At 57.7% G+C, this 21,413-nt stretch carries 14 protein-coding genes; 5 read left to right on the forward strand and 9 right to left on the reverse strand.

Annotation, left to right across the window (positions count from 1 at the left end):
- Positions 1-109: 109 nt before the first annotated feature.
- The 6 genes from EPN93_21070 to EPN93_21095 all read right to left on the reverse strand — a co-directional run bounded on the left by EPN93_21070 (position 110) and on the right by EPN93_21095 (position 14,022).
- Positions 110-2,197: a hypothetical protein gene (locus tag EPN93_21070; GenBank protein TAL29582.1), complete on the reverse strand. Its 2,088-nt coding sequence runs from the start codon at positions 2,195-2,197 to the stop codon at positions 110-112.
- Positions 2,197-3,132: a hypothetical protein gene (locus tag EPN93_21075; GenBank protein TAL29583.1), complete on the reverse strand. Its 936-nt coding sequence runs from the start codon at positions 3,130-3,132 to the stop codon at positions 2,197-2,199. Before EPN93_21075 ends, EPN93_21070 begins: the two co-directional genes overlap by 1 nt.
- Positions 3,133-3,269: 137 nt before the next feature.
- Positions 3,270-4,343, reverse strand: a complete 1,074-nt coding sequence (locus EPN93_21080; GenBank protein ID TAL29584.1) for a hypothetical protein — start codon at positions 4,341-4,343, stop codon at positions 3,270-3,272.
- An 8-nt stretch (positions 4,344-4,351) separates the two neighbouring features.
- Complete coding sequence (locus EPN93_21085) at positions 4,352-7,000, reverse strand: hypothetical protein (GenBank protein TAL29585.1); 2,649 nt, start codon at positions 6,998-7,000, stop codon at positions 4,352-4,354.
- Positions 7,001-7,201: 201 nt separating this feature from the next.
- Positions 7,202-10,054, reverse strand: coding sequence for a hypothetical protein (locus EPN93_21090; protein ID TAL29586.1), 2,853 nt, complete (start codon positions 10,052-10,054; stop codon positions 7,202-7,204).
- A 125-nt stretch (positions 10,055-10,179) separates the two neighbouring features.
- A complete protein-coding gene (locus tag EPN93_21095; GenBank protein ID TAL29587.1) occupies positions 10,180-14,022 on the reverse strand; it encodes a hypothetical protein in 3,843 nt (1,280 codons plus the stop codon).
- Positions 14,023-14,424: 402 nt separating this feature from the next.
- Here EPN93_21095 and modA point away from each other — a divergent pair, with 402 nt between their 5' ends.
- The 3 genes from modA to EPN93_21110 are packed head-to-tail and all read left to right on the forward strand — an operon-like array spanning position 14,425 to position 16,601.
- Entirely contained in the window at positions 14,425-15,231 is an 807-nt protein-coding gene (gene modA, locus EPN93_21100; GenBank protein ID TAL29588.1) for a molybdate ABC transporter substrate-binding protein, read from the forward strand.
- A complete protein-coding gene (gene modB, locus EPN93_21105) occupies positions 15,232-15,888 on the forward strand; it encodes a molybdate ABC transporter permease subunit (protein ID TAL29589.1) in 657 nt (218 codons plus the stop codon).
- Complete coding sequence (locus tag EPN93_21110) at positions 15,888-16,601, forward strand: ATP-binding cassette domain-containing protein (GenBank protein TAL29590.1); 714 nt, start codon at positions 15,888-15,890, stop codon at positions 16,599-16,601. The genes modB and EPN93_21110 overlap by 1 nt, the downstream gene beginning before the upstream one ends.
- Positions 16,602-16,800: 199 nt before the next feature.
- On the opposite strand, the gene EPN93_21115 is transcribed toward EPN93_21110, so the two are convergent.
- The 3 genes from EPN93_21115 to EPN93_21125 all read right to left on the reverse strand — a co-directional run bounded on the left by EPN93_21115 (position 16,801) and on the right by EPN93_21125 (position 19,864).
- Positions 16,801-18,300, reverse strand: coding sequence for a transposase (locus tag EPN93_21115; protein ID TAL29591.1), 1,500 nt, complete (start codon positions 18,298-18,300; stop codon positions 16,801-16,803).
- A gap of 160 nt (positions 18,301-18,460) precedes the next feature.
- On the reverse strand, positions 18,461-19,042 hold the full coding sequence (locus EPN93_21120) for a bacteriocin-protection protein, YdeI/OmpD-associated family (protein ID TAL29592.1): 582 nt from the start codon (positions 19,040-19,042) through the stop codon (positions 18,461-18,463).
- A 360-nt stretch (positions 19,043-19,402) separates the two neighbouring features.
- Positions 19,403-19,864, reverse strand: a complete 462-nt coding sequence (locus EPN93_21125; protein ID TAL29593.1) for a nuclear transport factor 2 family protein — start codon at positions 19,862-19,864, stop codon at positions 19,403-19,405.
- Between the two features lie 332 nt (positions 19,865-20,196).
- On the opposite strand from EPN93_21125, the gene EPN93_21130 reads away from it, so the two are divergent.
- Positions 20,197-20,751, forward strand: a complete 555-nt coding sequence (locus tag EPN93_21130; protein ID TAL29594.1) for a hypothetical protein — start codon at positions 20,197-20,199, stop codon at positions 20,749-20,751.
- Positions 20,752-20,912: 161 nt separating this feature from the next.
- Positions 20,913-21,338: a DUF296 domain-containing protein gene (locus EPN93_21135; protein ID TAL29595.1), complete on the forward strand. Its 426-nt coding sequence runs from the start codon at positions 20,913-20,915 to the stop codon at positions 21,336-21,338.
- Positions 21,339-21,413 lie beyond the last annotated feature (75 nt).

Genomic DNA, 21,413 nt, shown 5'->3' on the forward strand with positions numbered 1-21,413 from the left:
AGACGCGAATCTAAAAAATAATTCGCGTCTATTCGCGGTTGCTTCCTTATCCCGTCAATCATCCCCCATGAAGGGCGCCCTCAGGAAAAGCAGAGTCAGTAGTGCTTCCTCACCATCCCATGCCGCAGGCAGTACACGGCGTGCGGAAATCCGGATCGAAGGGAGGCAGGCCGTCGCCGCCCGGGTCGCCCACCCGGTCGCCGCATCCGATCATGGGCACCATCATCTCGATGCCCGTTCCGTTCATTACGGCGGCGAGGTCGGCTGCGCCGTCGGCGCTGTTGATCATGGCGGCGACGTGTACGGACCCAAGGCCGGGGAACGCCCGTCCCTGGTAGACGACGCCTGCCCTCATGAGGCGCACGAGACCCTCGCGTACGGTGACGGACGAGCCGTTGTACGCAAGGACCGGGTTGAGCGACGCGAGAAGTCCCGCCAACCGACCCGCCTCGTCTAAAGCGCCAATTGAGTGTATCAGCCCCGCCATGTGGTCGTGGCCCAGGCCCGCCGAGGCATCCGCGGCGTAGGGGGCTATGAGCGAGGCCATGAGCGCGTCCCGCGTGCCGTTCAGGTCGGAGATGATCCTTGCCGTCTTGGGGACGTCGGACAAATCAAGACCGTTGATGAGGCCCGTGAGGTCGGCGATGTCCGCGCGCGGATCCGCGATCACGGCGTTGATAAAACCGACCAGGAGACTCGAATTTCCGATCAGGTTTATCAGGCCGGATAATTTTGCGGGATCGCCCACGCCGTCAAGGAGCCGCGCGGTATCGGCGAGGGTCGTGACGTTGTCGATCATGTTGACGAGCTTTCCCACGCCGGTCGCGGAGGAGCCAAGGAGAGGATTCCACGAATTGGGACCCTCTATGTCGTTCAGGAGGATGGATACTTTGTGAGCGCTCGCGACCCTGAGCGCGTTCATGAGATCCGCCATGGCGGTAATCGCGGAAACGTTGTTCATCACGAACACGAGATCGTCGATGTCGGCCGTTCCGTCTATCACCGCCGCGAGTTTTCTCCCGGCGGCCCCGGCGTCGGCGTTGCCGTCGTCGTCGAGTCTCGATCCGGCCGCGACTCCGTTCACCAGTCCCGCCATGTGCGCAGGCGTAACGCCGCCCATGATGGTCACGAGCTTCGCCGGGTCTTCCACGCCGTCGACCACGCGCGCCATGGTGCCTATGCTGTTTTCATGGGGCGGCGCCAGGTCAGGGCTGTCGCACCGCGTCCACACGTCTACGACCAGGGGTATATCGGCGACGGCAAGGGAGCGCATGAGCGAGCGGAGGCGCTCCATGCGGGTCACGCCGTTGATCATGACAGACAGCTTCCTGATCCAGGTGGTCGTCGGATCGGTCCCGCCTGCTATTACCGGCAACAGCTTGTGGCGCAGATATTCTATCTGCGCAGCGTCGTCCCCCGGCCCCTCGACGGTCCTCGCGCCGTTGACCAGGTAATGCATCTTGCCCGGATCGACGACGCCCCGGAAGAGCGCCACGACGACGCCCAGCCCCCTGAGCTGCGCGCCGGAGACGATGTCCGGGGTACTCACCGGCGGCGCCGTGCCGGCGTCCATCTGGTCGATGAAAAACACGATATCCCTGGCGTCGATAACGCCGTTGACCAGCGCGATGATCTTCACCGGGTCATCCAGGTAGACGATGAGAAAGGCGAGCTTTTCCATGTAGGCGTCGTCGGTCGCGGGATCCGCATATTCGAGCCCCAGGCGGTTGATTACGCTCACGAGCTTTCCGGCGTTCACCATGCCGTCCACGAGCCGCGCCACCGCATCGAGATAATTGTAATCGTCCAGGCCGCAGTCCGCGCAGCGGTGCGTTCCGGGGATGTCGTACCTTCCCAGCGGATACCCGGCAACGGGACGGTTGCACCCGAGCCTCCGGATCGCGCTCATCAGGTGCAGCGTCTTGCGGGCCCCGCATCGCTTCACCACCTCGACCATCTTGTCTACCGAGCATTTGTCTATCAGGTACAGCAGGTGATCGATCGGGAGGCCGGGCTCGGCCGGGTCATTGGGATCGTTCAATAGGACGTCCATCTCCCCGGGTCCAAGCTCGCGCATGAACCGGCCCACCGCGGAATCGTCCATCGTCGATTTCATCGGTTCGATGTCGCCGGTGCCCATGCAGGAAACGAAGAGCAATGCGGCCAGGATGCACGGTTTCGCAATGGATCGTTTCATCATCGCAGCCTCTGGGAGTATCCGATTGTCGCCAGGAAGCCGGTCTGGGAGAAGACGGCGCTCCTGGATTCGTCGTGAACCCGGCGCGTGTAGGTCGCGCCGTCGATAGTCTCGCTCCAGCTTCCGCTCCGGTTCATGGTCACCGGTGTTTCCTGGCGGATCCAGCCCGCGCGAAGCTCGACGGATCTTCCCCCGCCCAAATCGAGGCGGCCGCCGGCGAAGAGTCCCGTGCGCAGGGAGACGCCGTTGAAAAAACTTTCCTGGATTGTGGCGCTCACGCGGCGGTCCTGGCCGGTCGACGCCAGGTGGAGGAGGTCGGAGGTCATGGTGATTTTACGCGAGCCGCTCACTATCGCCATGCCCGCTTCAAGACCGGCGAAGGGGACGAGTTTCATTTTCCAGCTCCCCAGCGCGACGCCGTTTTCGTGGAACCACGCCAGGCTCATGGACGGCGCGAGGATGAAGAGCTCCTCGCGCAGGGCGATCGTGCCGGTGTAGGCGATGTCCGCGGGTTCGGGGGCGATCGCTTCGGAATTGTGGTAGATAATGGAACCATGATAAACGTGTTTCACGGAATCGGTAACAGGGTACCATGAGAGCGATACGCCGGCCCGAATGCCGCGAAAGCCCTGCAGGGTTTCGATCGAATCGAGCAGGGGAACGCTTTCGGGCTTTATGCCCATCATGTATTCCAGCGTTATCACGGGGTACCCGCCGCCGGCACTCCCTGCCGATGCGTTCACGTTGTCGGAATAATAGACGTGATCGTTGTCGGGGCTGAAGCTCTCGTCCCGGAAAAAGAGGTCTTCCTTCATCGCCTTTGCATAGCTGTCCCGCCATGAATTTGACATGGAAAACGCGTGGTACCCGGCGCGCACGGAAACCTCAGAGAGGTAGAGCGCTCCTGCGTATATCCGTGAAGGCCATGTAACCATTGCACCTAAAAAAATCAATGCGGTCGTCACGATTAAACGGCAGCCACGGAGGCTCAGAGACACGGAGGGTGAATAATCTGTCCGCCTGAATCCCTCCTCTGCGTCTATGTGTCTCTGTGGCCCATTATTCGACATCGTCATATCGATATCCCCGCCTGGATGAATATTCCCGTGAGCTGAACCCTGTTCGTCTCCCGGGTCTTAAACGGTTTCCCGTCCACCGTGATCGACGAGAGGGGGAACGAAATCGGCATGACGTCGCCTCCCATGTAGATGGTGGACGCGCCGTCGACGTCCCGGTGCACGTCCACAAAACCGGCCGATACTCCCATGCGGAGGTCCAGCGTGCAGGAGTCGGAAAAATATTTCCGGTAGCCGCAGTATGCTTGAAGGCGGACCCCGGCGTCGTTCACGGCCGTCGACTGCACACTGCCTTCCAGCAGCCGTTCGCTATAGGGATCGGCGGAGATGTCGGTCCTTCTTGCCCTGAAGCGGATATCCTGTTTAAGCGTGAGGATCATGAGCGACAGGCTCGTCCCCGCGGTCAGCATCCCCCACGGGGCCTGGAAGAACGAGTAATCGTAGGTGAAGGTCGGGGACAGGATCCAGACCTCCTCGTTCAGTACCATCTGGAGACGGTAATCGCCGTTACCCGACACGGGATCCACGAATCCGAGTTTCGCCATGGGGCAGTCGTCGATATCCGGCTTCACCTCCTCGTGGATGGTCATGCCCGTGTCGGCGTCTATGGTGTTGAGCTTCACCATGCCGGCGAGCCCCAGGGAAAGCTCGAACCGGTGACGGCCGCGCCCGTGCCCGAGGCCGAGCTCCGTCATGGGAAGGACGCTCGTCCGGGCGCGCTTGACGGAATCGCGCGCCGTCATCGTCACGGTGGTATCGAAATTGACCGCCGAGAGCCGCACGTCCTTGCCGGAAAAAAAATCCTCGATCTGCCCCAGGGCGTTCTCGATCTCCGGTCCCATGCGGTAATATCCCGCCGAGGCGCCCAGGCGCGTATACCACTCGTCCGCGCCTTCGCCCTCTTCACGTGCCGGATCGATCCGCTCGTCGGGTCCCAGCGGCTTGCCCTGCGCGCCCTTATCGAGCCGGCCGCGCGGGGAGGCGTCTTCCGCGGCGCAAGGGAGCGCGGCCATGGATCCGATACACGCCGCGATGAACGCAAGGGCGATTGCCGTGAAGATGCGCTTCATGATTCTCTCTACCACATCCCCAGCGCGGTGCAGGGCGCATGGAAATCGGGATCGAACGGCGGCAGCCCGTTGTTGTCCGGGTCGCCCACGCGGTCGCCGCATCCCACCATGGGCACCATCTGGTCGATGCCTATGGCGTTCATGAGCGCGGCCATGTCGGCGGGATCGTCCACCCCGTTCATCATGACGGCGGTGTGCACGGGCCCAATGCCCGGGAAGGTCTGCCCCCCGTAAAGGACGCCGGCCCTGAGGAGCCGCACCATTCCCGCGCGCTTCGATATGGGAGAGCCAAGGTAGTAGACATTCGCATTCAGCGAGGTGATGAGCGTCGCGAGCTTTCCGGCCGACGATGCGTCGGTCAGGCTGGTCATGAGGGTTACCATCGTGGCGTATCCCACGCCCTTGGTCGCATCGGCGGCATAGACCGCCATGAGGCCGGCGACGAGCGCGTTGTTGGTGCCGTTCAGGTCGGTCACGAGCCGGGCCATCTTCGGGATGTCGTTCACCCTGTCGATGCCGTTCATGAGGCCCACCATGTCGGCGGTCGTCGCGTCGGGATCCGCGATCACGGCGTTGATGAGTCCGACCACGAGGTTCGAGTTCGCCACCTGGTTGATGAAATCCGAGAGCTTGAGCGCCTCGGCGATGCCGTCCATGAGCGCGGCGACGTCGGCCAGGCTCGATATGTTGTCGATCATGTTGACGAGCTTCCCGTTCCCCGTGGCCGCGGCCGGCGCGCCGGCGTTCCAGCCGTTGGTCCCGGTGATGTTGTTGACAAGCGTCGCCATTCGGGGGGTGCTCGCGATGCGAAGCGTGTTGATCAGGTCCGCCATCTTCGAAAAGTTGGATACATTGTTCAGGACGAACACCAGGTCGTTCACGTCGGTGGTCCCGTCGATCACGTTGTTGAGCTTCTTCCCCGCTGCCTGCGTGTCGTCCACGGTCGCCCCGGTGTGGACGGGCTGCGCATCGGACCATTGCGATCCGGCGGCAACGTTGTTCACCAGGCTCGTCACGCTGGCCGGCGCCACGCTGTCGATCACCCCGATGAGCTTCTGCACCTGCGCCGCGTGCTCGACCATGTAGATGAGGGTCACGACCGCGGTGTCGTTGGGCCAGGGGCTCGATCCCGTGTGGATGCCGTTTATGATGAAGGAAAGATTTGCGAGCACGCTCACATCGTACACGAGGTCTATCATCTTGTCGATGTCGCTCACTCCCTGGACGAGCTCCGCGACTTTTAAAGGCCCCTGCTGGGCGTTGCTGAGCGAGGTGATGAGCTCGTTCATCTTCGCGAGGTAATTGGCCTGGTTTCCGATGTTGCCGAATATCCGCTGCCCGTCCATGAGCTGGCGCATGCGCGGTATGGTCGCGAGTTCCACGTTTTCAAGGATGAATCCCAGGTTCTGGGACGGGACCGCGTTCACCCCCGGGTCCGCGAGGCTCGCGATGAGCGCGATCATGTCGTCGGACTCGGTCATGTCCTGGATGAGGCGCATCATCTTGGTCATGTCGCTCACCTGGTTCATGATGCTTATGAGCTTGGCCGGGTTGGGCGCCGCGGACAGCCCGTTGATGATGCCGGCAAGCCGCACCATCCCGGAATCGGCGCCCGAGGGGTTGCCGCTCCAGTGCTGCGCGGCCCCCGCCTGGCCGGCCCATGTGCTGTTGTCTTCCATCTGGTTGATGAGCGCGCTCATCTTCAGGGGCTGGCCGATATTGTCTATCATATAGACGATGGTGCCCGCCGATGCGACATTGTTGAGGACATAGCCCATCTTGGAGGTGCACCCGGGATTCATCCCGTTCATGATCGCGCAGAGATTGGGCACCGACGATACCGTCTGTACCAGCGTCACCATCTTGGACATGTCGGTCACGCAGTCGACCACCTCGACGACGTTTTCGGTATCGTTAAGGCCGGAGAGCATGTCCCGGAGCTTCGTGGTCACCGTCGCCGCGGGGAGCCCCGTCATGATGGTGATCACCTTGTTCAGGTCCCCGGCATGGGAGATGAGCTTGGCCAGCCGGTCGAGCCTTTCCTGGTCCGTGGGATTCCCGTCCCCGGTGGTCTCGTCGTGCATATCGCGCGTAACGCCAAGGGCGTTCACCAGGGCGACCAGTTTTTCATTGACCTCGTCGGGCGAGAGGGCGTTCACGAAATCGCCGATCCTCTGCACCGTGTCCTGGTCGGAGGGCAGGCTCCCGTCGTAGCGGTTCATCGTCATCCAGTGGTCGACGGTGTTCATGAGGCTCACCACGCGCGCGGCGCCCAGGCCCGTTTCGGAACCGGCGGGATAATCGCTTCCCACGATGGCGATGAGCTTGTTCATGTCGGATATGATATTCACCAATAGGATCAGGTTGGAGACGCCCACCCCGTAGGAGAGCAGGTCCATTTCGCCCGTCCCCATCTCATCGTAGAGAATGGCGGTCTTTTCCTGGCCGATTCCCGCAACGAGCCGGTCGTACATTTCCGACGAGGTCAGCCCGCTGTCATGCTCCCGGCTTTCGCCGTAGCGCGTCGCCGGCCCGTCCGTCGGCTTGGCGCATCCCGACTGGACGACCGTAACCGCCAGCAGAAGCGCCACAAACATCATCGCCGATCGGCCCCGAATACCCGTCCTGGTTTTTTTACCGTGCATGTTTTTTTTCATTTGAGACCCTCCAGTTTTATTTTCACCCCTCCCCCTTGACGGGGGAGGCGGGGTGGGGGTGATGAAGCCCGGTTTTATTACCGCTCATCCTGCCCATCAAAGAATTCTCATCAAGAAACGCGCCTCACCCTCCCCTGTCCCCTCCCCTCAAGGGAGGGGGATGTGGATGGTCGCTTCTCCGGAATCAATAAAGCATTTGTTTCATTCTCCTGTGCACCCGCCGCCCAGGTTATTCTCCACGCAATCGATGTTCCAGCGAGACAGCCGCGCGTTATATACGGTCGATGTAAACAGGTATGAATGTCCGGTACCCAGGTCCGCCGATTTCGCGAAGGCGACGCCCTGGGGCTCCAGCATGAAAATCGCCGGATACGTATATGCGTTTCCCACGGGCTCCTGCGTGGGTCCGTCAAGATTCGTCTCCCACTGGGAGGTGCCCCCTCCTATCCAGCCCCCGAAGTTTCCCGACGCGATGCCCCAGCGCGCGATCCGCTGGTTACGCCGGTCCGCGATATAGAGCCACATGCCGTCCGCGGTCACATCGCCGGGGTAGTTGAATCGTTTTCTCTCCTGCGCGGCGCCGGCGGGTGTCGCGCCGTCGTGCCAGCCGTCGTCCCCGCCGCCTATCCATGCCGCAGCCGGGTCGGCTCCGGTCGAACCGTTGAAACCCGCGCGCGTCCACCGGGAGACGCGATGGTTCCCCTCGTCGGCCACGTAGAGATATCCGCCCTGCGCGACGATGCCGCGCGGATAGCTGAAATAATTCCTGGCGCTTCCCCGCTGGCCCGAGAGCGTCGTCGCGGCGGTGTCCCATGAGTCGACGCCGTTCCCGATGAATCCCTCGTAGCGTCCCGTCGCGAGGTTCCGCCGCGACACGACGCTCGAGCCGTAGCAGCTCACGTAGAGGAATCCCGCGGATTCGTCGATCGCCACGCCAAAGGGGCTGTTGAACGACTTCGCGTCCATGGAGTAGGGGAGGTCCCAGGGCTCTTCCATAGACAGGGTCTGCCATGCGTCGTCGTTCGGGCTTCCCAGCCAGGCGACGAAATTCCCGTCACGGTTGCGCTTCACGATGCGATGATTGTTCCGGTCGGCCACATAAATGAAGCCGCTCGAATCGACGGCGATTCCCTGGGGCGCGTTAAGGCTTCGCCGGCAGAAGTTACAGGCAGGCTTTCCCGCCGTCATGTGCCATCCGTCGTCCTCGCTCCCGTCGTCGGCACAGTTAAGGCTCTTGCTCCCCATCCTTCCGGCGAAGGCGCCCGTGCCGGCGTTCCACCGAGACACGCCGTGGTTGATCGAGTCCGCGACGTAGACGTAATTGCCGTCGCCTCCATGTACGCTTTGGAGCGACAGTGCCGTGCCGGTCGTGCGGTAAAACCAGCTGTCCGCATTGCCGGTCCTCGCACCGGGGCCGCGCTGCCATCCCGACTTTCCCTCTCCCACCCACGAGGCGAGGTTGCGCGCGTCCCAGGGAAGCTGTCCCGTGGAGAGCCTTTCCCCGCCGTAGTTCGGATTGTAGATCATGAAGTGATACGTTTCGCCCGCGAAGAGGCTCATGGTCGCGTCGTAGTCGTGAATCGACATGTGTGCGCCGCTCTCGCCGGCCAGGCGCACCAGGACGATCTTCAGGCCCCGGTCCATGCCCTGGTTGAGCGGCGTATAGGATTCGTTCGTCGATGGAACATACTCGTGGTAGACGAACGAGGCGGGCAGGAGCTCCACCATGCCCTCGCCGGAAAGCGGGAGCGAGTTCTCGCGGAAGGCGAGTCCCGCTTCGCCCTTCTTCCCGATCCCGGCGCCCGTGTAGCTCAGGTCGTATTTCCGCGAGGGATACGTTCCGTCGCCCAGGTCCACCGCGGCGCCCGATTCGTCCAGAAGCGATTCGAGATCCCTGCCCGCTGCATAGAGCCAGTTGGTGATGACCCAGTCGCCGAACATTCCGGAAAAATCCTGTCCCCCGTTCCAGAAGGAAAACTCCCCCAGCACCCGGTCGACGCCGTAGACCGATTCATCGGGCTCCGTGACGAAGGCCTCCATGATCGCGAGGTCCCCTGGCGCGGTGCCCGCGCGGTGCCGCATATAATTGAAAAACAGGTTCGTCAGTATATAACCCGCAAGCGGATTTCCCGACGAGTTCATGTCCAGCAGCGACGGCGACGAGGCTACGAGCTGCTGCACAAGGGGGAGACAGTACTGTTCAAGGCGCTCGGCCTGTCCCGCGGCGGACCCGGCAAGCATCCCGGGCGACTGCTCCGCGAGTCCCTCGGAAATCCACATCGTGTGTTTTTTCACCGCCCCGTCCAGGACGCGCCGGTAGTACGTGAACAGGTGCGACAGCTCATGCAGCGCGGCCTCAACGAACAGGGTCTTCGCCTTCTCCGTGTCGCCCCCAAATGCCGCGCCGTCATAGAAGGGATGGAGGTCCAGGTAGACGATCTGTATTTCGTTCGATCTGCCTTTCAGGGTTTCCGCGGTTTCCAGGTCCCCCAGGTTCCCGGTCGTTTCGATAAGCTCCGGGTGCCCGTACAGCGCCGCGGTGAAATCGTCGGCGAACAGGTCGCGCGGCGCGAAGAAGCCGCTCACGTACGCGGGATCGGTCGCCGCGTAATCGTCGCGGATGTCGTACGCCAGGAGCACCGTCCTTCCCGTGTCCTGCGTCGATGGGCATACCCCGCCGCCGTACACCGCTTTGAGATTTTCAAATGCGGGCTCTATCCGGGTGAGGAGCGCCCCGGCATCGGCCGCCGGCATGATATCGTTCTTTCCTGTTTCACGGTAGAGCACGAAATGCCCGGACACGGCGATTCGTTCGGCGGAGAGGCGGTAGTGGGCCGATACTCCTTCGGGCGCATCGGCGCGCCGGTCCTTCACCCAGAACTCATGCGTCGCGGGTCCCCCCTCGGGGCAGCCGTCTTTTTCCGCCGATCCCGGCGGGCATGCCGCGGGGTCGGGAACGGGAAGGCCCGAGTGCGAATCGGAACGGGAACCGCCCCCGCACATCAGCAGGGGAAGCAGCAGGGCGAGCAGCGTTGTCGCGAGTGTTCTTTTCATCGATTCACCGGTTCTGTGTGCGCCCGCGGCAGAATCCCCGACACGGGGGGCCGATACAGCGGGAAATTAGCGTATCAGCGCCCCGTTATGCGACATTTCCTCTTCGCGTCCGCGACGATCGACGCCTAGTGGTTCGGCGGGTACGCGTATTCCGGATAACGCTGGCCGCTTTTGTAGATCACCGCCGGCTCATCGTCCAGCGGGCACACCCGGCACTTGGGCCAGTTCTTGTCGCTCGTTCCCGCGTAGGGCGGATAATGCACGGTGCCCGCCCAACTCAGGAGCCAGCCCAGGAATCCGTCCCCGTTGATCGCGTCCCACGCCGACGTGATCCCGGGATCCACGCTCACCACCAGGCAGAATGACGCGCCCGACCATATGACCGAATCCACCTGTGGCGAACCGCAGATGGACGTCGAGATAGTCTCATTGTAGTAATTAAGGCAGTTGTACGTGTTGCCGGGCGAGACCTGGTAGGAGTGGGTGTAGAGTCCGTTCACCCATGCGCCGCCCGTGTAATGCGGCCCGTTGATCTGGATGGTCTCGGTCGCGGGAAAGTACTGCGTCGCGCCGCCGTTCCTGTTTTCGAGCGACTGGTTGTTCACGACGCCGAACCCGCACACCATTGCGGGAATCGCCGTGCGCCAGCCGAAATTTGTAAGCATGTTGTAAAGCCTTGGACCCGTTTCGGAATTGAGGAGGCGGGCCATGCGAACGGGGCCCACGCCGGGAAAGTAATTGCAGTTGCCGGTCCTGCTTCCCCCTTCGCCTATGCCCGTGCCGAAGTGCATCATCCCCGCCATGGCGTCGTAGGAAAGCTTGTTCATCAGGTAGAGCGTGGAGCCGTACACGACGTTGTTCGTGTTATGCATCGTGTTCAGGAACGCGGCGGTGACCTCGCCGGGCAGGAGGTTGATCAGGTTGATGAGCTGCTGGATGTCCTGGTACCCGTTCAGGATGGCCACGGTCTTCATGGTGTCGGTGACGTTGCCCACGATGATCGCCACCGGATCCGGGTTGTCCATGCCCAGCATGAACTCGGACAACCGCTTCCTCCCCGAGGAGCAGGGCTCAGTCAGCAGGTGGTCCCAGGGCGCGCTCAGCTCGTAGCCGGACTGGATGCCGCACCTGTTCACCTCGTTGACCAGGGTAATGGCGCGCGCCTGTTCCGCGGGGGTGCGCGACTGGCCTGTGACGTAGTTCCATCCCAGGAGATTGATGACCCCCCAGACTATGGACAGGTCGCCCACGCTTTTTATCCCGTTCCCCTTCTGGACCGAACCGCCCACCTCGTTCATGAGCCCCACGAGGGGGTCGTAGTCCGCCTCGGGATACCCGGGAGGGCCGTTCAGGATGTTCATCATGAGCGAAATGTTCGCCACGTTGTTGATCGTATCGGAGAGGTAGCGGACCCGGTTCATGCCGCCGCCGGATTTTGCCGTGCCGTTCTCATTTATTTTTGCAAGGAGCCCTGTGAGCTTGTCCATGTCCTCGATATCGTTGAGTATCGTGATGAGGTTGGATGCCCCGGCCGGCGTCACTACCTCGTTGACGAGCACCGTCATGCGCCCAAGGGCGTCGTTCTCGGCGGTGGAAAGGGCGTCGGTATAGCGGGGCGAGGGCGCCGTCCTGCCCGGGTAGCTCTTGTCGCCCATGCAGTCGAGCACCCTCCTCAGGCGCGTGACGTCCAGGCCGGGCTCGTTGAGTATCGACAGCATCAGGTTCACGTTGGTCAGGCTGTTGATGACGTCGGAGATGTACCGGATGCGCTTCGCCGTGCCGATGAGCCCCGTGAGATAGGGCAGGCTGCCGGAATTGACGCCGTTGATGAGCGCAACCGTGGCGCCCGTCCCGTTGCCCGACATATCGTTGATGAACGCGGTGAGGCGCCCGAACTTGTCGGACGTGCAGTCCCCGGAATCGCAGAGCGGGTCGGTATAGCGCGCGGCGTCGTTATGCGCCCCCAGGCTTTCCATGATAAGGACCATCCGCGTGGCGCCGTCCGGGTTCGTGGTGTTTTTAAGCCCGCTCACGATCCTGCCCACGTTGGCCGCCCCCGTGCCCCCCCCGTACGCGGAGATGTCGTTCAGCATTCGCACCACGTGGTAGCCCACGGTGAGCCCGGCCCCGGGGGCGTCGCCGTCGGCGATCTCGTTGATGACGTTGACGAGCCGGGAGCCCGCCGTGGGGGCGCTCGTCGCGCCCAGTGCGGACACGTTCGTGCCGGCAAGATCGAGGTTGTTGAAGATCGCCGGGACGTAATCGGTGCTCTCTACGCCGTTCATGACGGTGAGGATGTCGGCGAGGGATATGCCGTCCAGGAAGCGCATGAGCGCGACTGTCCCCGCGGGCGTCACCCCGTTGACAATCCTGTAGAGCTTCTCGCCGGGGTTCCCCGCAAGGCCGTCGACCATGCCGTAGACCTTCGACACGTCCGCGATGAAATCCATGATATCGGTCATCTGGCGCGGCGCGTCGCCCTCGAGCCCGTTTATCACGCGGGTGAGGGTGTCGATGTCGCTCAGGTTGTTCACGATCGACACGATCCTGGGTTCCACGACATCGGGGTTGGGCGGATATACGGTATGGTTGACCATGTACACGAGATTATCGAGCCCCGCGGCGTTAAGACTGTTGAGCGTTTCCGCGATGGTGGTTTCGTGGGAGAGCGAAAGCTGGTTCAGGAGAATGGCCACCTTCATGTAAGGAAGCAGATCGGCGCCGCGGTTCCCGGGAAGGACGACCTTGTCGATGTACACGGCATCTTCGCCCGCGCTGGTGGAGGCATCCTTCACATACTCCCACCGCAGCCTGTGCACCCCGGCGGCGTACGGGCCGTAGGTCAGCTCGGCCCAGGGAAGCTCGCCGGAATATCGGTCCACGAGGACGTCGTCGACGTAAAATTTGAGATAATCCCAGTTGGTCTCGGTGCTCACCTTTCGCGCGAAGCTGATCGTTCCCGCCGTCGTGAACCGCGTCACGATCTCGGCCGAGGCCGTCTCGTTGTCGTCCATGGGATTCAGGGTCGCAACGCCCGCGCACAGCGATCTGCTCCCGCTGAAGGCCGTGGACGAGGTGACCTGCCAGTGTGCGTTTCCGCTCACGGCCCAGTTGTTATTCGCCTGGGGAAGCTCGAAATCGTCGTCGTTGCTGATCACCCCCGTGACCGCCAGGCCGTTAATGACGAAGGCGAGTCGCGCGGGATCGGTCGTATGGTTGAGGGTCGCGACGAGCGCGCCCGTGCCGTCGTCGGGATTGCCGAAATTGGTGATGTTGTTCATCACCCCGGTCACGTTTATCAGGTTGGTGGTCCCGTTAATCACTGTCACCAGGTCCTTCATGTCGTCGGTCTGGTTGAAGATGCGCAGGAGCGTTTGCAGGCCCGCCGGCGTACAGGCGACCTGGTTCAGGATGGTGGGCATGGTGCTCTGGTACTCGTCGACCAGGGCCACCACCATCGTGAGCCGCTCCATGCCGGTCTTCCCGTTCCGGTCTGTCACCCCGAGGATTATCTCCTTGAAGTAATTCATGTCGTTGACGTTGTTGATGAGGTTCGCGATTTTTCCCAGCGTATCGTCGGAGGGCGGATTCTCCACGCCGATAGCCTGGTCGGTGTAATTCATGAGGTCCACCACGTCCTCGGGAGAGATCGCATGGGGCTCACTGAGGAGCGCGACGAGCTTGTTCACGTCCGAGATGATATTTATCAGGTGGATCATGTTGCTCTGGCCCATGCCGTAGGCCAGCCGGTCGAAACTGTACCTGCCCATGCCCTCGACAAGGATATCGTACCGATACTGCCCTATCCCGGAAACGATCGCCCCCTGGTCGACGGGCTTGCCCTGGTCCGCCTCCTGGTTCCGGGAGTAGGCAGTGTCGTGCCTGGGGCTTAAAATGCATGACGAAAACGAACCCAGTACGATTGCGAGGGAGAGATATGCGATGAAGAGCCTGATTGTGGTCGCCATATTCATACCTCCTGTAGTTCGCCGGGCCTCATTCGAATCGATCGCTCAAGAGATGCTGTGTGCGCACGGCCTTCTGGACATCTTTCACCCGGAATCCGCGGATGAAGGATCAAATACTTAACAAGGTTAAGGTAATATATACCATGAGTCTATGTTATGGTCAACAACAAATACCATAAAAAGTTTATTTTTTTATAAATATACCATGTGTTCATATTATCATCCTTCCCCATGAAAAGCGCCCTCGCGACGAGCATCGTTTCAGAAGGTCGTGAAGCTTTATGCAGGAACAAAGCGTATCAGCCGCGGCGCGGGGAGTGGGGGGAGAGAAATTCATTGACTGGTATTTTTACTATGTTTAATTTGACCTAATAACTCATATATATCTTTTGATTCAATAGTATGTTCGCAAGAGATTGCATCAAGGAGAGCACAATGAAGAGTCCGGGTTATAAACGGGTCGCGGCAATCGCAGTGATCAGCATTGTCGCTGCTGCCGTGTCCATATCCGGATGCACCAGGGATCCGTCTTCTAAAAAGATCAGCGCGGGTGTCGCCGCTAATTTTATCAAGCCATTCGGCGAACTCGCGGCCGAATTTGAGGGCAAAACCGGAATAAAGGTTGAAACGACATTCACCTCGTCAGGGACGCTCTATAATCAGATAAAAAACGGCGCCCCCTATGACATTTTTCTTTCTGCCGACGAAGAGAGACCGACCCTTCTTTTGAAGGAAGGTAAAGTCCTGACTCCTTTCGTGTACGCGAAGGGCGAGGTGATTCTCTGGTCTGGGAAGAAGGAATTATGCACTGCCGCCAACTGGAGAGAAGCGCTCACGCTTCCGGGTGTGAATAAGATATCCATAGCAAATCCCGCGACGGCGCCGTATGGCCTGGCTGCGAAGAGCGCGCTTGTGGGCGCCGAACTGTGGGATTCTCTCCAGCCGAAGCTCGTGAACGGACAGGATATCGCGCAGGCCTTCCAGTATGCTTCCACCGGCGCCACGGACATGGGATTCTGCGCCTTCTCCGCAGCGTTTTCCGATGAGGGAAAGAAGGGCGGCTACTACGCGGTGGCCGAGGCTCCCGCAATAGTGCAGTCGGCCTGCGTGGTGAAAAGCACGGAAAAGCGCGACGCGGCGGACAAGTTTGCGACTTTCCTGGTGTCGCCGGAAGCTGAAAAGATTAAAAAGAAATACGGCTATAAATAGATGGATTTCCAGTCCCTGTTATTAACATTAAAGCTTTCAATGTTTACCACCGTCGTGCTGGTGGCGCTTGCCGCGCCACTGGCATATTTCATCGCATTTTCCGGGATGCGCGGCAAAACATTCATTGAAGCGCTTATCTATATCCCCACGGCCCTTCCCCCCACGGTGATTGGATTTTATCTCCTTGTCGTCATGGGACCGCACGGATTCGCGGGAAGGGCGTGGACTTCATTGACAGGCGGGTATCTTCTTTTTACTTTTACCGGTATTGTCATAGCTTCAATTGTATACAGCATCCCGTTTGCGGTGCAGCCTATGAAGGCGGCGTTTCAGAAGATCGATCGCCGCCTCCTCGAAAACGCATACGTGCTGGGGTTGACTAAAAAGGCCGCGTTTTTCCGTGTCGTCATACCGAACAGCATCTCGGGGATCGCGGCCGCGGCCGTGCTGGTTTTTCTTCACAGCATGGGCGCGTTCGGTGTCTTGATGATGGTGGGAGGAAGCGTCCCCGGCGAAACGAGGGTCGCGTCGATCGCGATCTATGAAGCGGTGGAGGCGATGGATTACCGGGGGGCCGGGCTCCTGTCCCTGGCGTTTATTCCTATGAGCTACGCGTTCCTTCTTCTTGTGAATAAACTCAACGAGGAAAAGAAATAATGTCCCTGAGCGTGACCATACGAAAGCGGCTTAAATTTATCGATCTGGATATGGCCTTCGAATGTTCCGACGGCAGGGTGCTGGTGATGATAGGGCCCTCGGGCGGGGGGAAGACTTCGATCATCCGCATGCTCGCGGGGCTCGACGCGCCCGATGAGGGAATAATTACTTTCCACGACCAGGTATGGTTCGATTCATCGCGCCGGATAAACGTACCGCCGCGCAAGCGCCGGCTGGGGTATGTCTTTCAGGATTACACCCTGTTCCCGCATCTGAATTTATATGATAATGCGGCATTTGCCGCCGTGAATAAAAAAGACGTGGACGATCTTTTCGAACTCTTCAGCATCGGCCACCTGCGCACGCGCAAACCCGGCAAGGTGTCGGGCGGCGAGCGCCAGCGCTGCGCCATCTGCCAAGCCATGGCGAGAAGGCCGCAGGTCCTCCTTCTTGACGAACCCTTTTCGGCCCTCGACGCCATGACCCGAAGGGTGCTTCGCGAGGAGCTGAAAAACCTCAAGGGGAGATTCTCATTTCCGATCGTGTACGTAACGCATGACGTAAATGAGGCCCTCTACCTGGCGGACGAGATGCTCCCCGTCGTCCAGGGGAAAACGGATGAGGGCTGGATGAAGAAAATGACCGCCAGGAACCGTCAAGGCGGGAAAGCGTCAAGGGCCGCCAGGGAAACGAAGCTTGCGCTTGTGTATTGAGCGCTGTCGGTTCATCACCTGTGAAATGGGTTTCGCGAGCGCAGCACGTACACCATGTGTTGAACCTGTAGAATAACCCCCCTGTGACTGGTCAATCTCCTTTTACCATGAAGATCCTATTGCCGCAATATATTATTTTCTCTACTTCCTCTTAAAATCCCGTTATCGGTGCACATTTAGACGTGGAACCATGCTCGATCTACCCATACCGGCATACTTTTCCTATAGTGTGCACCATGCAGTAGAGCATCCATTGCACATTGACCTTCTTTTTCGTACGCAGCGTAAACCGGTTCAATCCCTTGGCGCTGCACATGTTCGCGAACACCGGTTCGATGATTCCCATGCGGGCGCTGTATATTTTCCTGCCTTTAAGCGTATCGATCTTCGCCTTCATCTCTTCCGAGAAGTTGCGGTTGAAATATTTCTCGATCACATACAGACTCCGCTGCCGGGTGTTTACGGAACGGAGGCATTTCTCCCTCCTGGAACATTTTCGGCAATCAGAGAGTAGCGCACGGTACACCCTCCCGGTAGTGTTGTTGAACGTCTGCCGGGTATGAAACTTCAAGATTCTTTTCTCGGGACAGACAAAGGTATTGGATTTTATGAAGTAAGTGAAATCTTCTTTCGTGTAAAGAGACCGCTTGGGGGGTTTATAGCGATCCCTGTCTATAAAACGAGGATCGCGTTTCCGGAACTGCTGGTCAGGTATGTAGGCGTCTATCTTTTCCGAGGACAGATACTTGATGTTCTCCTCGCAGAACGAACCCGTATCCGCAATCAGGCGTTTCCCTTCAAAAAAACGCTTCCCCAGACCCGCGTACCGGGCATTCTCCTTGGCCGTCGACACCAGCGGCTTTAAAAGCTCGTACTCTTGTCCGTTCCCAAAGGCCTCTGCCGCTACGACCACCTGGTGCTTGTCGTCGGCAAGCGCCATGCCGTTGTAGCCCTGTATTACACCCTTCGATGTTTTAATCTTTGCGCTTTCGTTATCGGTGATATTGCTTTGTTTCTCCCCCTGGCGGGTTTTCACTTTCGGTTTCTCCCCTGCCAGGAAAGAATCGATCTTCCCGATTTTCTGCTTCATCCGGGCCACGCGTCTCTTTTCCCGCTTTTTGGCTTCTCTGTCTCGCGAATCATTTTTCCCGTGCTGCTTCACGAGCATGCGGACTGTTTTCTCCAGCTTGTCCCGCTTCCTCTTCAAGTCGGCAAAGGTGCCGCTGTATTCCTTGGACGCGTTTGAAGGCAATTTGCACCCATCGAGCGCAAAGGTGGTGCCACCCAGGAGATCGAGCTCGACGCAGTAAAGGAGCACATCAGAGAACAATTGCCGTACTTCGTTTTTCATTGAGCGAATGAAGTGCGCAATCGTAGTGAAATCCGGTTCAGTTGCTGCCGAAAGCGCTTTAAACACCACGTTCTCCCTGCACAGACGCTCGATTCTTCGCGAAGAGATCACTCCTCGCGCGTAGGCCAGGAGAACGATCTTGAGTAATATCTTCGGATCGTATGCGGGTGCACCGGTTTCCTCGTTGTTGAAACGCTTTTCAAGCGGCGAGATATCGATCTTTTCTTCAACGATGAAATGGATCGTGTACTCAAGCGTTCCCGGGATGATTTGTTCCTTGAAATTGACGGGAAGAAGGAGAGATTGGGCGTAATCGTAGTTCTTATAACGAGGCATGGCGTACCTCATTGCGTGAATTTGTTTAATGATGGGGTATTGACTCTGAAAAGTCAATTAATTTCCACGTCTTTAGGATTTTCCTACAGACTCGTTAGGTGCAGTATTTTGGTGCTCTCTGCACGGATCATTAGGCAAACAGTATTTAATTCCACTAGTAATGCACGAAAAATTAGTGTAATTTTTGTCGTTTCTTCATCATTTTCAGAAGAATTTGCATCCGTTTTTGTCTGGTCGCTGGCTTCTTTGCTGTTTCTAATCGCCAAGCAATTGAATATGTATTTGCCTTATTCAGTGTTTTAAAAAATTCGTAGGCCTTTTGGTCTTTTTTAAGTATCGATAGAAAATCAGCGGGAATTTCCATTTGGCTGGGAGAATCATAAGCCTTGTCCCACCTGCCGTCTTTTTTTGCGGTCTCTATTTCTTTGAGTCCGGATGGTTGCATTCGCTTTTCTTCGACAAGCTGGGCCACTCGTGTTTTATTTCGCTTTGACCATATGCTCTTTGATCTGCGTGGCGTGAATTTTTGAAGCCACGATTTTTCATCATACGCTTTTTTCTGACCGTCGATCCAACCAAAGCAAAGAGCTTCATCCAATGCCTCATCATAGGTGATCGTTGCCTCGCCGGAATCTTTCTTGAAAATTCGAAGCCAAATACCATTATTGGATATGGCATAATTCATTGCAAGCCATTCCTTCCATTGCTTTGAGGATGCAAACGATTTTATGGGGGTTTCAGTATTTTTATTCATAGGATTATAATGCCTCCATACTCATTTCTATTTATAAATCACATTAGCGCCAAAATATTGCACCTAACGGTGCGGCTATACGACGTTTGCTGGTCGCGTAGCGATTGGCACATCTTTTTGCCGTAGCAAAAACGTGTGCCAAAAGCAAATGTGCCCGCAGGGCCGAGGAGCGCCCGGAACGCAGTGAGGACGCACAGGAGCGTATAGCCGCTGTTGTACGCTGGCCTGGCCGAAAATAGGCACTAAAAGCAAAGCCACGGATGGCGTTGTTGTACAAATAATTCTAGATTCTCACCGATTAATATAATAACTGCAATAGACTAAAATTCTTTAATAATTTCTTTAGCACAAATTCAGGCGCTATTTTGTTTCAAGTATCTGCTGAAATCCGACGCCCTGCCTCCAAACAATATCATTACGAACTGATAAAATACGCCAGCCATCGCTTGTTTTTGTAACACTCCCTGTAACTACCCCTCCGGCGAGAAAATAATTATCTTGGCTTTTTACACTCGTGTCGCCCAAACCCTCCTTCCATAAATGCATAGCGATTAAATTTAATCGGAAGTTGGCATTTATTTCATCGGTTAAGTCAATAATAAATCCACTTGTAAGATGTTGTGTTGCTCTGAATCTTTTCATGCTATTTTCGTGGTTTGAAGAAATATCTTCAGGTCCTTCAAGTTCCTGACCATGTGGACGTTCAACAGTAGCGTTGTTTGCAAAGATATTTCTAAATATCTCTATGTTAAAAGTGCGTTTATCGAGTGCAGCAAAATATCGATTAACGGTTTCTGCGATTTCCAATTTGTCAATTGTCATAGTCTTTTACCTCACTTATAAATAAATTTGAAAATTATTAAAATATTGGTTTTTAGCCCCCATATTTATTTTTAGGATTCATTATAACTTATTGCCTATCTTTTCATTTCCGGCAAGGATGCCGGAATTATTTTAATACAAAATCATCGGCCAGGCTTGCGTACAACTATAAATAGCCGAAATTCGTAATAACCATTAGAATATACGATTATCTGTCCAAAATAAAGTAAAATATCTTCGCATTAACTGAAAATGTTTAGCATTTCTGGACTCAAATTCGTATTAACCATTAGGAGAATGTGTTATCCTTTTAATGGAGGTACTGTGTCTTTATGAAAATCGAATTACTTCGTGATTTGCTCGATACATACGCCCACAAGGGCAGCCCAAAGTATATTTCAAACCTGGATCTGATGGAGTATTTCAAATCGAAAAAAAGCGAAATCGATTTCCATGATTTCTCCAGGGTGCGCGATTATTTTCTAAACGAACTAAAAGTTACAAGGTATGCGTTCACGGAGATCTCAGCATGGTTCAAAGACAATTCACCGGGTTCCGATAAAGAGCGGGACGCGAATAGCATCGAACCTCCCGGCATGGAGCGCTTCAGGGAGGCGCTCGTCCTCAAGCGCTATTCCCGCAAAACCGTCAAAGCCTACCTGGGAGCGCTGCGGCGCGCGAACGCCTGGTTCGTCAGAGAGAAGGGAATATCGGCCGACCGGATATGTACCGGCAACGCGCGGGAGTATTTTCTCTACCTCACGGCGGAAAAAGGAGTATCGGTATCGCTTGTGCGTATGCACCGCTTCGCGCTCGCCTCGTATTTTAAAATCGTCATGGACCGCGAGCTCGATGAAAGGCGCCCTCACGTTGCGCATCGTTTCTGAAAAATGGAAAGCCTCTTACCGGAACAGCGAGTTTGGCTGGAACGCAGGGGGTGGGGAGATGGAGATTGACCAGTTAATAGAAATATTTTAGTTGCTTACCCGGGGAAGAAGGATAAAATTCCTGTTTGGTATTATTTCATCCCGGAAAAAGAGGTCATTCAATGCGTGAATTCAAAACGGGACGCGTGTTCGTGGGCCGTCTGCCGCACGGCGCCGATCTGCTGGAAAGCATAACCGCCTGCTGCCGCGCACGGGGAATCGCCATGGCCCGGATCGACGCTATCGGCGCCCTCTCCGAAGCTGCCGTGGCCTACTATGAGCAGAACGCAAAAATCTATCATGAGCTCCGGTTCCCCGGGCATTGCGAAATCCTCTCCCTCACGGGAACCGTCTCCATCCGGGACGGCGCGCCCGCGTGCCACGCCCACGTGACACTGGCCGACGATACGGGCCGGTCCTATGGGGGCCACCTCGTCGCCGGGTGCCGCATCTTCGCCTGCGAGCTGGTGGTCACGGAGTTGCAGGGCGAGCCCCTCGTGCGGGGATTCGACGCGACGACGGGGCTCCCGCTATGGAGTGAGGAATGAATCGGGAGTGCCGGCCTTCACGGGAAGTATGCCTTCGATGCGCCGTTTCCGGCGGGGGAGTTTCTTCTTGATGGC

The organism is Spirochaetota bacterium, from assembly GCA_004297825.1.
Lineage (GTDB): Bacteria > Spirochaetota > UBA4802 > UBA4802 > UBA5368 > FW300-bin19.